The sequence below is a fragment of the Pseudomonas sp. GV047 genome (assembly GCF_003058245.1).
In the GTDB taxonomy this organism is placed as follows: Bacteria; Pseudomonadota; Gammaproteobacteria; order Pseudomonadales; family Pseudomonadaceae; genus Aquipseudomonas; species Aquipseudomonas marginalis.
Genome location: NZ_QCWA01000003.1, coordinates 525516 through 539088 on the forward strand (window position 1 = coordinate 525516; position 13573 = coordinate 539088).

Consider the following 13573-nt stretch of genomic DNA (forward strand, 5'->3'; position numbering starts at 1 on the left):
TGGAGAAACTCATGACCTTTTCTCACCGTGTCGCGGTTATCACCAGCGACGAACAGGCCCTTATTGTCGCCAGCGACCTGGCCGAAGACTTGCGCCGCGACAGCGCCCAGCGCGACCGCGAACGCCGCCTGCCGCTGCCCGAACTGGACGTGTTCTCGCGCTCCGGCCTGTGGGGCATCAGCGTGCCCAAGGCATTTGGCGGCGCGGGGGTTTCCAACGTGACCCTGGCCAAGGTCATTGCCCTGATCGCCCAGGCGGATGCCTCCCTGGGCCAGATTCCGCAAAACCATTTCTATGCCCTCGAAGTGCTGCGCGTGAATGGCAGCCCTGAACAGCAACAACGCCTGTACGCCGAAGTACTCGCCGGCCAGCGTTTCGGCAACGCCCTGGCAGAACTGGGCACCAGGACCGCCCACGACCGTGTTACGTCCATCACCCGCGACGGCGACGGCTTCCGTATCACCGGCCGCAAGTTCTACGCCACCGGCGCGATCTATGCCCAGCGCATCCCCACCTCGGTGGTGGATGAACACGGCATCCAGCAACTGGCCTTTGTCCTCCGTGACAGCGAAGGCCTGACGGTCATTGACGACTGGAGCGGCTTCGGCCAGCGCACCACCGGCAGCGGCTCGGTGGTGTTCGATAACGTGTGGGTTGCTGCCCACGACGTGATCCCGTTCCAGAGCGCTTTCGAACGCCCGACCACGGTCGGCCCGCTGGCGCAGATTCTTCACGCCGCCATCGACACCGGCATCGCCCGCGCCGCCTTTGAAGATGCACTGCACTTTGTGCGTACCAAGACCCGCCCATGGATCGACTCCGGCAACGACAAGGCCACCGAAGACCCGCTGACCCTGAAGAGCTTCGGCCACCTGAGCATTCGCCTACACGCCGCTGAAGCCTTGCTGGAACGTGCCGGTGTTTACCTCGATCGCGCCCAGGCCGACAGCAATGCAGAGACCGTGGCGGCAGCGTCCATCGCCGTCGCTGAAGTCCGCGCCTTGAGCACCGAGATTTCCCTGGCCGCCGGCAGCACCCTGTTCGAGCTGGCTGGCAGCCAGGCCACCCTCGCCGAGCACGGCCTCGACCGCCACTGGCGCAACGCCCGCGTGCACACCCTGCACGACCCGGTGCGCTGGAAGTACCACGCTGTGGGCAATTACTACCTCAACGCTGAAAACCCGCCACTGCGGGGGACCATTTGATGGCAAAGAAAAATATCCTGCTCAATGCCTTCAACATGAACTGCATCGGGCATATCAACCACGGTATGTGGACCCATCCACGGGACACGTCCACCCAGTACAAAAGCATCGAGTACTGGACCGACCTCGCGCAAACCCTGGAGCGCGGGCTGTTCGACGGTTTGTTCATCGCCGATATCGTCGGCGTGTATGACGTGTACCAGAACTCCATTGATGTGCCGCTCAAGGAGTCGATCCAGCTGCCGGTCAATGACCCGCTGTTGCTGGTTTCGGCGATGGCCGCCGTGACCAAAAACCTCGGCTTCGGCCTCACCGCCAACCTCACCTATGAGCCGCCGTACCTGTTCGCCCGGCGCATGTCCACGCTCGACCACCTGAGCCGCGGCCGGGTGGGCTGGAACATCGTCACCGGCTACCTCGACAGCGCCGCCAAGGCCATGGGCCTCACCGAACAGGTCGAGCATGACCGGCGCTACGACCAGGCCGATGAATACCTGGAAGTGCTCTACAAACTCTGGGAAGGCAGCTGGGAAGACGACGCGGTGCTCAACGATCCGCAGGCGCGGGTCTACGCGCAGCCGGGCAAGGTGCACAAAGTCGAGCACCATGGCGAGTTCTACCAGGTGGAGGGTTATCACCTGTGCGAGCCGTCGCCGCAGCGTACGCCGGTGCTGTTCCAGGCCGGCAGTTCAGACCGTGGCCTGTTGTTCGCCGGGCGCCATGCCGAGTGCGTATTCATCAGCGGGCAGAACAAGGCCGCGACCAAGGTGCAGGTGGACAAGGTGCGCGCCAGCGCGGTCGAGGCCGGGCGCAACCCGGATGACATCAAGGTGTTCATGGGGCTGAACGTGATCGTTGGCGCCACCGAAGAACTGGCCTGGGCCAAGCATGCCGAGTACCTGAGCTATGCCAGCGCGGAGGCCGGCGTCGCGCATTTTTCGGCGTCCACCGCGATTGATTTTTCCCAATACGAAATCGACGAACCGATCCAGTACGTGAAGAGCAACGCGATCCAGTCGGCCACCAAGAACCTGCAAAACAACGACTGGACCCGACGCAAGTTGCTCGAACAGCACGCCCTCGGCGGGCGCTATATCACCCTGGTCGGCTCGCCCGAACAGGTCGCTGACGAGCTGGAATCCTGGATCAGCGAAACCGGGCTGGATGGCTTCAACCTCACGCGCATTGTCACCCCGGAAAGCTATGTGGACTTTATCGATCTGGTGGTGCCGGAGTTGCAGAAGCGGGGGTCGTACAAGACCGAATATGAGAGCGGCACGCTGCGGGAAAAGGTCTTCCACGGCAGTGCTCGCCTACCCGAACAACACACCGGATCTACCTACCGCCACTGAACAAAAAAGGTGGGAGGGGGCAAGCCCCCTCCCACATTGGATCTGCATTGTTTGCCCTAATACCTTATGACTGGAAATCCACTATGAAAAAGACATTCCTCAATAACCCAGTCAAAGCACTGGCCCTGGCCTTCGGGTTGTTCAGCTCGGCGGTGTTCGCCGCCGATGCACCGTTGAAAATCGGCACCACCGCCGCCTTCGCGATCCCCCTGGAAGCCGCCGTCGCCGAAGCCGGCAAGCAAGGCTTGAAGGTCGAGCTGGTGGAATTCACCGACTGGATCGCGCCCAATGTCAGCCTGGCCGCCGGCGATATCGATGTGAACTACTTCCAGCACATCCCGTTCCTGGAAAACGCCAAGACCGCCGCCGGCTTCGACCTGGTGCCGTACGCGCCGGGCATCATCAACAACGTCGGGCTGTATTCGAAAAAGTACAAAAGCATCAACGACCTGCCCCAGGGCGCCAGCGTGGCGATTGCCAACGACCCGATCAACAGCGGTCGCGGCCTGCAACTGCTGGCCAAGGCCGGCTTGATCACCCTCAAGCCGGGCGTGGGCTACAAGGCCACCGAAGAAGACATCGTCAGCAACCCGAAGAAGATCAAGATCCTGCAAGTCGAGGCCGTGCAACTGGTGCGCGCCTATGACGACGCGGACCTGGTGCAGGGCTACCCGGCCTACATCCGCCTGTCCAAGACCTTCGATGCCGAGTCGGCGCTGCTGTTCGACGGCCTCGACCACCCGGAATACGTGATCCAGTTCGTGATCCAGCCAAAAAGCAAAACCGACCCGCGCGTGATCAAGTTCGTCGACATCTACCAGCACTCGCCGGTGGTGCGTGCCGCCCTGGATAAATCCCTCGGCAAGCTCTACCAAGTCGGTTGGGAAGATAAAAAATGACCGCCGCCCACGCTCGACTGCGCGACCTGGGCTCACCGCCCAGGGACGCCGAACAGACAGAACTGCATCCGGACCTGAACCGCGCGCACGTGCGCTTTATCAACCTGGGCAAGACCTACGACGGCGGCGTGCATGCCTTGCAAGGCATCGACCTGGCGATCCAGCGCGGTGAAGTGTTCGGCATTATCGGCCGCAGCGGCGCCGGCAAGTCCTCGCTGATCCGCACCATCAACCGCCTGGAACAACCCAGCAGCGGGCGCGTGCTAATCGATCAGGTGGACATCGGCGACTTCGACGAAGACCACCTGGTGGCGCTGCGCCGACGTATCGGCATGATCTTCCAGCACTTCAACCTGATGTCGGCCAAGACCGTGTGGCAGAACGTCGAATTGCCGCTGAAAGTCGCCGGCGTGCCCAAGCCCCAGCGTGAGCAAAAAGTGCGTGAGCTGCTGGAATTGGTCGGATTGCAGGACAAGCACAAGGCCTACCCGGCGCAGCTGTCCGGTGGGCAGAAACAGCGCGTGGGCATTGCCCGTTCGCTGGTGCACGACCCGCAGATCCTGCTGTGCGACGAAGCCACCTCGGCCCTCGACCCGGAGACCACCCAATCGATCCTCGGCCTGTTGCGCGAGATCAACCGGCGCCTGGGCCTGACCATCGTCTTGATCACCCATGAGATGGCGGTGATCCGCGACATCTGCGACCGCGTGGTGGTGCTGGAACACGGGCGCATCGTCGAGCAAGGCCCGGTGTGGCAAGTGTTCGGCAACCCGCAACATGAGGTCAGCCAGACCCTGCTGGCGCCGCTGCAACATGGGCTGCCGGAAGAACTGCAAAGCCGTTTGCACCCCCAGCCTGAATCGCCGGACGCCGCCGTGGTGCTGCGCTTGCAGTTCACCGGCAGTGCCAGCGATGAACCGGACCTGGCCGCGCTGTTCAGCGCCCTCGGCGGGCGCGTGCGCTTACTGCAGGGCGGTGTCGAACGGATCCAGGGGCATGCCTTGGGGCAACTGCTGCTGGCGGTGAATGGCTCACCCCATAACAGCGAAGAACTGCGCAACCGCGCTGCGAACTGGGCACAACAGGTGGAGGTGCTGGGCTATGTGGTTTGATCGTTTGGTGCAAGGCGCCATCGACACTTTGTTGATGGTCGGCGTGTCGTCGTTGATCGCCTTGCTGGTGGGGATTCCGCTGGCGGTGTTTCTGGTGACCAGTGACAAGGGCGGCATCTACCAGGCGCCGACGCTGAACCGGGTGCTGGGGGCGTTCGTCAATCTGTTCCGCTCGATTCCGTTTTTGATCCTGATGGTGGCGCTGATCCCGTTCACGCGGCTGATCGTCGGCACCACCTATGGCGTGTGGGCGGCGGTCGTACCGCTGACCATCGCCGCCACACCGTTCTTCGCGCGGATCGCCGAAGTGAGTCTGCGCGAGGTCGACCACGGCCTGATCGAAGCCGCCCAGGCCATGGGTTGCCGGCGCTGGCACATCATCTGGCATGTACTGCTGCCCGAGGCGCTGCCGGGGATTGTCGGCGGGTTCACCATCACCCTGGTGACCATGATCAACTCGTCGGCCATGGCCGGGGCGATCGGGGCCGGTGGCTTGGGCGACATTGCCTATCGCTATGGCTACCAGCGCTTTGATACGCAGATCATGCTTACGGTGATTGTGCTGCTGGTGATCCTGGTGGCGGTGATTCAACTCGGCGGCGATCGCCTGGCGCGAGTGCTGAACAAGAGGTGAGGTATAGTCGGGCCATCTCAGTGCCCGGTATTCATCACCATGCCCCTCAAGCCCGACGACCTCGACCAGATCACGTCCACCACCCTCGGCCACTACAACAGCGTGGCCGAGAGCTTCCGTGAAGGCACCCGCGATCACGATGTGAGCCAGAACATCGACGCGCTGCTGCGGCATATCCAGGGCTCGGCGCCCTTTACCGTGCTGGATTTCGGCTGCGGGCCGGGGCGGGACTTGCAGACCTTTACGCGCCTGGGGCATATCGCCGTCGGCCTGGATGGCTCCGAGCGGTTTGCGCAGATGGCGCGCGAAGACAGCGGCTGTGAGGTGTTGCAGCAGGACTTCCTCAAGCTGGATCTGCCCGCCGAACGCTTTGACGGGATCTTTGCCAATGCGGTGCTGTTTCATATCCCCAAGCAGGAATTGCCCCGTGTGCTCAAGCAACTGCATGGGGCGTTGAAGCCCGGCGGTGTGCTGTTCAGTTCCAATCCACGGGGTGAGAACCAGGAAGGCTGGAACGGGCCGCGCTATGGTTCCTATCACGACCTCGAGGCCTGGCAGGCACTGCTCACCGCCGCCGGCTTCGTGGAACTGGAGCATTACTACCGACCCGCCGGGTTGCCTCGACCCCAGCAGCCCTGGTTGGCCAGCGTTTGGCGCAAGACTTGAGTCAACCCACATTTGGAATGCATGCCCCTGTGGGAGGGGGCTTGCCCCCGATGACGGACTGATGGACACCCCTACTGCACCTGATACACCACCGATGTCCCATCCACCACCGCTGTCACACTCCTTGCCGCAAACCCCTCTCTGGACCCCGTGGAAAAATTCGCCACCAACCGCGTACCATCGGCAAACGTGGTTTCCTGCACCTGCCGATCCGCCGTCAGCCAGCGAAACCCGGTCATCGCCTGGGTGGCCAGGCGCTCATGCAGCGGTCGGAAAAATCGATCCTGGCGCTGGATCAGCGGCAGCCGCGCCTTGAGCGTCGCAGCACTCAGGTGATACAGCGGCGGCACGTTGTAGAGCAGTTGGGTCAGCTCATTTTCAGCCCGCACATTGCTCAGCTTGAGGCTGTCGAACAGCCAGTGATGGGTGGTGATCACCGAGCCATGGAACACCGCCTGATACAGCGGCAGGCGCAGCGTCGGGTCGAAGTAGAGGGTGCGAAACGGCTCGTTCAGCGGCACCGACTTGAAGAACACCGCCGGTTGTTCCGGCGGGTACCAGTTGCCCACGTAGTAGGGCGACTGTTTGTCCTGGGTCATGTCGCGATCCCCCCAGCCCAGCACCGGGGTTTGCATGCCATGGGCGAACAGGATGCCCCGGGCGGTGATGGCGTTGCCGTCTTCGGAGCCGGTCGGCAATTGCAGTGTGGTGTTCAGCCAACGGGCTGCATCGATATTGCCTTCGGCGTTTTGCGCCTGGGTCATCGGTGCGTTGGTGCGGTAGCTGTCGAACAACATGCTGGTGGCGTACGCATCGAGAAACCAGGCGTTGAAGCCGGCCCTGGCCTGCACGGCTTTCACCCGCGCCTCCAGCAGAGGCCGCACGCAGCGCGGGTCGGTGTAGTGGCCGGACTGCTGGAAGCCGGTCTTGAGCGTGCCGTCCTTCAATACGATGGCGCAGTCGCGGTAAGCCTGGCTGCCCAGGTGGGCGGTGGTCCAGTCGGGGTTTTCGGTGGCGGACAACGCGGTTTGGTAGGAATCGTAGGGCGCCATCAGGTAGCCGGCGTCGACACCGGCGCGGATGGTCTCTGGGTGCCAGAGGCCGCCTTCCCAGCCTTCGCCCAGGGTCAGCATCAAGCGTGGCAGCCCGGCGTCGCGCAGCGTCTGTACCACCTGGCTGCCCCAGGTGCCAGGGCTATCGCGCAGGGCGCCGGCAAAGTCCACGGCCAATTCGCGACGCAACTCGCCATAGCGCGCGGCAAGACGGGTCATATCGGGCTCGTCCACCTGCCAACTCTGCCGGGCCTTCCTGTTGATCGCGGCGTTGAGGCCGCGCAACAGCACCCTTTGCTCGTAGCGATTCAAGGCGCGGGGCTGCGCCAGCACCGCTGCGGAGTCCTTGTCCAACAGGCCTCTGAGTTCATGAGCGCGCAAGCGCTGGAGCAACAACGGCCAATCACGCACACCCTCCGGCGCCAGCAGGTCATTGCCCCACAGGTAGACATGGCTGGCGCCCAGCAGCTTTTCAGCCTCAGGGGTTTGCCGCAGCTTGTCTGCCAGGGGCTCATAGCGACCCTGCGCGACCAACCATTGGCGATAGCGCTTGGCCCCGGCCAGCGGATCGCTTTCGCCCAGGTGCAACAACAGGGTCATGGGGGCGGCAGGCCCGAGCGAAGTGAACTCATGGGCCAGCGACAGCGCCTGGCCCCGCCAGCGCAGGCGGTTGTTATAGGGATTGGTCAGCAGCCAGTTGAGGGTGAAAGCGCCGTGATCGACGCCCCACAGCGGCAGGCTGAGGTCCTGGGTGGTGTTGATGTCACCCTGCGCCACCAGGAAAGCGTTCCACATGGCATGGCCGGCCGGCACGTAATGCCCTTCGGCCAACGGCCATATCAACCCTCGGCCCATGGCGCTCGGCGGTTGTAGAAGAATCGGCAGCTCACCGGCTTCCCGCGCCGTGATCGACAGCAGCAGGTCGCGCTGCTCAAGGCTGGCAGTCACGCGATAGGCACCGTCATCCCATTGCCAACTGGCCTGTTGCGCGTTTTGTGCGAGTTGGCTGACGGCACGCGCCGCTACGCCGTTGGAGGCCTGCACCTGGGGCTGGCCACTGGGTGTCACACGGATGGCGAGGGTGGCCGGGTCGAGTTCGACTCGCCACAGCGGGTTTTCCAATACGGTGCCGGCAAAGGCCAGGGGCGACAGGAAGCAGCAGATCAGCAAGGTATGACGCAGACGGTTCATGGCAGGCGACCGTTGAGAGGTGGAGGCCGGAGGGTAAAGCACTCAACGGTTGGCCGGGGCAACAGGCTTCACTTGCGGAAGTTTCCCACGTCTCAAATGCCCAGTTGAGATCAATCGTCGCACCGCCCCTCCCACATTTTTAACCGTGTTCTTCCTGCTTTGGCTCGCGGATCTTGTACCAGGCCACATAAAGCGCCGGCAGGAACAACAACGTCAGCAAGGTGGCGATAATGATCCCGCCGATCATCGCGTAGGCCATCGGCCCCCAGAACACTTCGCGGGCAATCGGGATCATGCCCAGGCTCGCCGCCGCCGCCGTGAGCAGGATCGGCCGGCGCCGATGCTCGGTGGCTTCCACCACCGCGTCCCACGGCGTGTAGCCGGCCACTTCATATTCGTGGATCTGCGTCACCAGGATCACCGAGTTGCGGATGATGATGCCGATCAGCGCCAGGATGCCGAGGATCGCCACAAAGCCCATGGGCGTGCCCGTGGGGATCAGCGCCAGCACCACGCCGATCAGCCCCAGCGGCGCGACACTGGCCACCAGGAACATCTTCTGCACGCTGTGCAGCTGGATCATCAGGAACGTCGCCATCAGGAACAGCATCAACGGCACCACGCTGGCAATCGGGCCTTGGGCCTTGCCGCTTTCTTCCACGGTGCCGCCGGTGGCGACCTTGTAGCCCACCGGCAGGCCGGCGCTGAATTGGTCGATCTCCGGCTTGAGCTGCTTGACCAGGTCGGTCGGCTGCATCTCATCGCGCACCGAGGCCTTGATGGTGATGGTCGGCTTACGGTCGCGACGCCACACCAGCGGCTGCTCCAGCTCATAGCGCACGGTGGCGAAGGCCAGCAGCGGAATCGAGGTGCCGTTGGGCGTGACGATCTGCAGGTTCTGCAAGGTTTCCGGGGTACCGCGCTCGGCGTCCTCGGCACGGCCGACCACGTTGATCAGGTAGATGTCGTCGTGCACCTGGGTTACCGAAGCACCACTGACCACGCTGTTCATCAGTTGCGCCACGTCTTCGGAGGACAGCCCGAGCTGGCGCGCCTTGTCCTGGGCAATGTCGATGCGCAGCACTTTGCCCGGCTCGTTCCAGTCGTAGATGATCTCGCCCAGGTGGGTGTTTTTATCCAGCAGGGTCGCCAGTTCGATGGCGTGTTTACGCACCTGGTCGGTGTCTTTGCCGGACACGCGATACTGGATCGGACGCCCTACCGGCGGGCCCATTTCCAGCGGCTGCACGAAACTGCCGATGCCCACGAAGTCGTCGCGCAGGCGCTTTTGCAGGCGCGCAATCAAGGCACCGCGCTCTTCCAGGCCTTTGCTGACGATCACCAGTTGCGCGTAGTAGGGGTTTTCCAGTTGCTGGTCTAGGGGCAGGTAGAAACGGATCGCGCCCTGGCCGATATAAGTGCTCCAGCGTGCAATGTCCGGGTCGTCCTTGATGATCGCTTCAAGGCGGTCGACGGCCTTGCGCGTCTCGTTGATCGAGGCGTTTTGCGGCAGGTTGAGGTCGACGAGGATTTCCGGGCGGTCCGACGACGGGAAGAACTGGTTCTGCACAAACTGCATGGAGAACACCGACGCCACGAACAGGCCCACAGTGATACCGATGGCCCACCAACGGTTGCGCATGGCCCAGAGCATGCCGCCATTGAACGCGCGGCCGATGCGCCCCGGCTCGGCGCTGTGGGGTTTCACCTTGGCGCTGAGGATATGCACGCCGATCACCGGCGCAAACAGCACCGCCACCACCCACGACACCAGCATCGCCACGGCAATCACCGCGAACAGGGTAAAGGTGTACTCGCCTGCCGAACTGGCGTTGAGGCCAATCGGCACGAAGCCGGCCACGGTCACCAACGTACCGGTGAGCATCGGAAATGCCGTGGAGGTGTAGGCGTAGGTCGCCGCCTGCTCCTTGGTTTCGCCTTTTTCCAGGCGCGTGATCATCATCTCCACGGTGATCATCGCATCGTCCACCAACAGGCCGAGGGCGATGATCAACGCACCCAGCGACACACGCTGCATGGTGATGCCGCTGTATTCCATGAACACGAATACCAGCGCCAGCACCAGTGGAATCGAGCACGCCACCACCAGCCCGGCGCGCATGCCGAGGCTGATAAAGCTCACCACCAGCACGATGATCACCGCTTCGAACAGCGCGCTGGTAAAGCCGCCGACGGCCTCTTCCACCACTTCGGCCTGGTCGGAGACCTTATGCACACCGACGCCCACCGGCAGGTCGGCGGTCAGTTCGTCCATGCGCGTGTGCAGGGCCTTGCCGAACGACTGGATATTGCCGCCCTTCTGCATGGCGATGGCCAGGCCAATCGCCGGCTTGCCGTTGAAGCGGAACATCGGCCGCGCCGGGTCGACATAGCCACGGCTGATCTCGGCGATATCCGCCAGGCGATAGAAGCGGTCATTGAGGCGCAGGTTGACGTTGGCCAGGTCTTTCTCCGAGGCGAACTGCCCCGAGGTACGCACCGAGATGCGCTCCGGCCCGGCCTCGATCACGCCGGCGGGGGTCACCGCGTTCTGCGATTGCAGGCTTTGCACCACTTGGCGCTGATCGATGCCCAGGGCCGCCAGTTTGCGCGTGGAGAAGTTCAGGTAAATCACTTCGTCCTGCTGGCCGATCATCTCGACCTTGCCCAGCCCCGGCACCGAACGGATCTCGGCGCGCACCTGCTCCACGTAGTCGCGCAACTGGCGCATCGACAGGCCGTCGCCGGTAAAGGCGTACACCGAGCCGAACACATCGCCGAATTCGTCGTTGAACGACGGCCCCTGCAAGCCCTGGGGGAAGGTGCCGCGAATGTCGTCGATCTTCTTGCGGACCTGGTACCAGATCTCCGGAATCGCCTTGGCGCCGGTGGTGTCCTTGAGGAACACGAACACCGTGGATTCACCCGGTCGCGTGTAGCTTTTCACATAGTCGAGGGCGTCGAGTTCCTCGAGCTTTTTCTCGATGCGGTCGGTGACCTGCTTGAGGGTTTCTTCCTGGGTCGCGCCCGGCCAGCGGGTCTGGATCACCATGGTCTTGATAGTGAACGAGGGGTCTTCCTCGCGGCCCAGGTTCATGTAGGAGAACACGCCCATCAGCAGCGCGACGAACATCAGGTACCAGACGAAGGACTGATGCTTGAGGGCCCAGTCGGATAAGTTGAAGCTGCCTTTCATCGCGGGCTGTCCTCGTCGATTTTGACTTTCTGCCCGGGCTTCAGGCTGTTCACGCCGGCGGTAACGATACGCTCGCCGGGTTTGACGCCGCCGTTGAGCAAGGCGCTGTCAGCGTCACGGCTAAGCACCGTGATATCGCGCGGTTGCACGGTCTGGCTTTGGGTATCGAGGATCCAGATGCGGGTCTTGCCGTCGACTTCCTGCAAGGCGCTCAGGGGCAATTCGATGCGTGGGGCGATGGCCGAACTCAAGGTCACGCTGATCGCCGTACCAAGGCGGAACGCGGGCGGCGTTTCGGCCAGGGTCAGGCGCGCGCGACGGGTGCGCGTGGCGCTTTGGGCCTGGGGTTCGATCTCGCGCACGGTGGCGGTGGTGTGGACGCTGGGGTCGAGTTGCCCGGCGACGAGGAATACCACATCCGCCGGCAGGCGCTCGGCGAGGCCGGCGGGCAGGTCGATGACCGCCTCCTTGATGTCCGGGCGCGCCAGGGTCACCACTTGCTGACCGGCGCTGACCACCTGGCCGGCCTCGGCATTCCAGGCGGTGACGATGCCGGCGTGGTCGGTGCGCAGCTCGGCGTAGTTGAGCTGGTCCCTGGCCTGGTTGACCGAAGCCTGAGCCTGGTCGAGGGAGGCCTGGGTGGTCTTCAGGTCGGTCTGGGCCACGTCCAGTTGGGCCTGGGCGCCGACGCCACGGTTGAACAGCTCCTGCTGGCGACGGGCATTGGCCTGGGCGTTGATGAACTGGGCCTGCACCCGTGCCAAATCGCCCTGGGCGGCGCGCAACTGGTTCTGTTGGTCGGTAGGGTCAAGCACCGCGAGCAAGGCGCCCTTGTCCACTTCGGCGCCCACATCCACGGCACGCCGGGCGATGCGACCGGGGACCCGGAAGCCCAGATTGCTTTCATAGCGCGCCTGGATGGTGCCGGCGAAACGGCCGAGGGTTTCCTGGTCCTCGGACTTCACCTCCATGGACAGCACCGGGCGCACGGGCTCGGGCGCCGGTTCTTCTTTGGAGCAGGCCATCAGCAACAGGCTGGCGGCGAGTACAACCGTCAGGCGCTTCATGGCTGGGCTCCTGGCTGGGCAATCTCGACCAGCATGCCGGGGTGCAGCAATTGCCCACCGGCCACCACGACTTTTTCGCCGCCCTTGAGGCCGTCGCCAATAATCACTTTGCCGGTGAGGTAACGCGCCACCGTGACCTTGTGCAGTTGCGCCTTGCCCTCGCCGTCCACCAGCCATACGGCGGGCTCGCTGAGGTCTTTGGTCAACGCCGACCAGGGCAGCTCGATACTCGCCTTGGCCGGGCCATTGGCGGTGGCACTGACCACCGAACCAAGCCGCATGCCTTCGGGTAACGATTGCAGGGCGATCTTCACTTGCACCGTGCCGGTATTGGCGGCTACGGCAGGCGTGACTTCACGCACTTTACCCACGGCCTTGATGCTCGGGTTATCCAGCAGGCTGACGGTGATCGGCGCATCCGGCGGCGGCTCAACCAGCAGTGACTCATAGACGTTGAACACCGCATCGCGCTCGCCATCGCTGGCCAGGCTGAAAATCGGCACGGTGGCCTGCACCACCTGACCGACTTCGGCCTGGCGCGCGGTGATCACCCCCGGCGCATCCGCGATCAGCGCGGTATAGCCGAGTTGTTCACGGGCGTTGGCCAACTGTGCCTGCGCGGCGGCCAGGGCACTTTGGCTGCTGCGCAGCGCGGCCTGGGCGGAATCGTATTCGCTGCGGCTGGTGTAGCCCTTGGGCAGGAGCTTTTCCTGGCGCACAAACGCGGCGGCGGTTTGCTTGACCCGCGCCTGTTCCGCCACGACCTGGGCCTGGGCGGAGTCGACGTTGGTCTGCAAATCCTTGGGGTCGAGCCTGGCCAGCACCTGTCTGGCTTTGACGCGATCGCCCACATCCACCATGCGCTGGATGATCTTGCCGCCGACCCGGAAGGACAAATCGGTTTGCACGCGGGCCTGGATATCTCCGGTCAGCGTGACGGCCGCGGCGAAATCGGCGGGTTGTACGGTTTGAACAAAAACCCGCGAATGGGCCTTGGGCTCAGCTTTTTCCTGGCCACACGCGCTCAGCAACACCACTAAACCCAGACCGACGATACAGATGGAAATACGACCGCCCATGCAGACTCCTTGTGCGCGATGCGATGTGCCAGTGTGTATGCGACTGTGAGCTTAGTTCAGGGTTCCTTATCTGCATGGGGAAGGCGTATTGAGGTGAGTTCATCGGCCTCATCGGGGGCA

General features: G+C 63.4%; 10 protein-coding genes. 6 read left to right on the forward strand and 4 right to left on the reverse strand.

The window, feature by feature from the left end:
* The first annotated feature begins 11 nt into the window (after positions 1 to 11).
* The 6 genes from C8K58_RS10710 (at position 12) to C8K58_RS10735 (ending at position 5868) form a co-directional block, all read left to right on the forward strand.
* The gene (locus tag C8K58_RS10710; protein ID WP_108573703.1) at positions 12 to 1205 is read left to right on the forward strand and encodes an SfnB family sulfur acquisition oxidoreductase; all 1194 of its coding nucleotides are present in this window, start codon (positions 12 to 14) and stop codon (positions 1203 to 1205) included.
* Complete coding sequence (locus C8K58_RS10715) at positions 1205 to 2557, forward strand: LLM class flavin-dependent oxidoreductase (protein ID WP_108573704.1); 1353 nt, start codon at positions 1205 to 1207, stop codon at positions 2555 to 2557. The genes C8K58_RS10710 and C8K58_RS10715 overlap by 1 nt, the downstream gene beginning before the upstream one ends.
* Positions 2558 to 2640: 83 nt before the next feature.
* Positions 2641 to 3456, forward strand: a complete 816-nt coding sequence (locus C8K58_RS10720) for a MetQ/NlpA family ABC transporter substrate-binding protein (protein ID WP_027607839.1) — start codon at positions 2641 to 2643, stop codon at positions 3454 to 3456.
* The gene (locus C8K58_RS10725; protein WP_092358658.1) at positions 3453 to 4568 is read left to right on the forward strand and encodes a methionine ABC transporter ATP-binding protein; all 1116 of its coding nucleotides are present in this window, start codon (positions 3453 to 3455) and stop codon (positions 4566 to 4568) included. The genes C8K58_RS10720 and C8K58_RS10725 overlap by 4 nt, the downstream gene beginning before the upstream one ends.
* A complete protein-coding gene (locus C8K58_RS10730) occupies positions 4558 to 5202 on the forward strand; it encodes a methionine ABC transporter permease (RefSeq protein WP_027607841.1) in 645 nt (214 codons plus the stop codon). The genes C8K58_RS10725 and C8K58_RS10730 overlap by 11 nt, the downstream gene beginning before the upstream one ends.
* A 39-nt stretch (positions 5203 to 5241) precedes the next feature.
* Entirely contained in the window at positions 5242 to 5868 is a 627-nt protein-coding gene (locus C8K58_RS10735) for a bifunctional 2-polyprenyl-6-hydroxyphenol methylase/3-demethylubiquinol 3-O-methyltransferase UbiG (protein ID WP_108573705.1), read from the forward strand.
* A gap of 71 nt (positions 5869 to 5939) precedes the next feature.
* On the opposite strand, the gene C8K58_RS10740 is transcribed toward C8K58_RS10735, so the two are convergent.
* The 4 genes from C8K58_RS10740 to C8K58_RS10755 all read right to left on the reverse strand — a co-directional run bounded on the left by C8K58_RS10740 (position 5940) and on the right by C8K58_RS10755 (position 13453).
* Positions 5940 to 8111 (reverse strand): glycoside hydrolase, encoded by a 2172-nt coding sequence (locus tag C8K58_RS10740; protein WP_108573706.1) that lies wholly within the window; start codon positions 8109 to 8111, stop codon positions 5940 to 5942.
* Between the two features lie 139 nt (positions 8112 to 8250).
* The gene (locus C8K58_RS10745; RefSeq protein ID WP_098480613.1) at positions 8251 to 11307 is read right to left on the reverse strand and encodes an efflux RND transporter permease subunit; all 3057 of its coding nucleotides are present in this window, start codon (positions 11305 to 11307) and stop codon (positions 8251 to 8253) included.
* Positions 11304 to 12374, reverse strand: a complete 1071-nt coding sequence (locus C8K58_RS10750; protein ID WP_027607845.1) for an efflux RND transporter periplasmic adaptor subunit — start codon at positions 12372 to 12374, stop codon at positions 11304 to 11306. Before C8K58_RS10750 ends, C8K58_RS10745 begins: the two co-directional genes overlap by 4 nt.
* The gene (locus tag C8K58_RS10755; protein ID WP_027607846.1) at positions 12371 to 13453 is read right to left on the reverse strand and encodes an efflux RND transporter periplasmic adaptor subunit; all 1083 of its coding nucleotides are present in this window, start codon (positions 13451 to 13453) and stop codon (positions 12371 to 12373) included. The genes C8K58_RS10750 and C8K58_RS10755 overlap by 4 nt, the downstream gene beginning before the upstream one ends.
* Positions 13454 to 13573 lie beyond the last annotated feature (120 nt).

Bases quoted from the DNA above. Each gene is read 5' to 3' on its own strand.
- C8K58_RS10720 (WP_027607839.1), top strand. From the start codon at position 2,641: ATGAAAAAGACATTCCTCAATAACCCAGTCAAAGCACTGGCCCTGGCC.
- C8K58_RS10725 (WP_092358658.1), top strand. From the start codon at position 3,453: ATGACCGCCGCCCACGCTCGACTGCGCGACCTGGGCTCACCGCCCAGG.
- C8K58_RS10740 (WP_108573706.1), bottom strand. From the start codon at position 8,111: ATGAACCGTCTGCGTCATACCTTGCTGATCTGCTGCTTCCTGTCGCCC.
- C8K58_RS10730 (WP_027607841.1), top strand. From the start codon at position 4,558: ATGTGGTTTGATCGTTTGGTGCAAGGCGCCATCGACACTTTGTTGATG.
- C8K58_RS10735 (WP_108573705.1), top strand. From the start codon at position 5,242: ATGCCCCTCAAGCCCGACGACCTCGACCAGATCACGTCCACCACCCTC.
- C8K58_RS10715 (WP_108573704.1), top strand. From the start codon at position 1,205: ATGGCAAAGAAAAATATCCTGCTCAATGCCTTCAACATGAACTGCATC.
- C8K58_RS10745 (WP_098480613.1), bottom strand. From the start codon at position 11,307: ATGAAAGGCAGCTTCAACTTATCCGACTGGGCCCTCAAGCATCAGTCC.
- C8K58_RS10710 (WP_108573703.1), top strand. From the start codon at position 12: ATGACCTTTTCTCACCGTGTCGCGGTTATCACCAGCGACGAACAGGCC.
- C8K58_RS10750 (WP_027607845.1), bottom strand. From the start codon at position 12,374: ATGAAGCGCCTGACGGTTGTACTCGCCGCCAGCCTGTTGCTGATGGCC.
- C8K58_RS10755 (WP_027607846.1), bottom strand. From the start codon at position 13,453: ATGGGCGGTCGTATTTCCATCTGTATCGTCGGTCTGGGTTTAGTGGTG.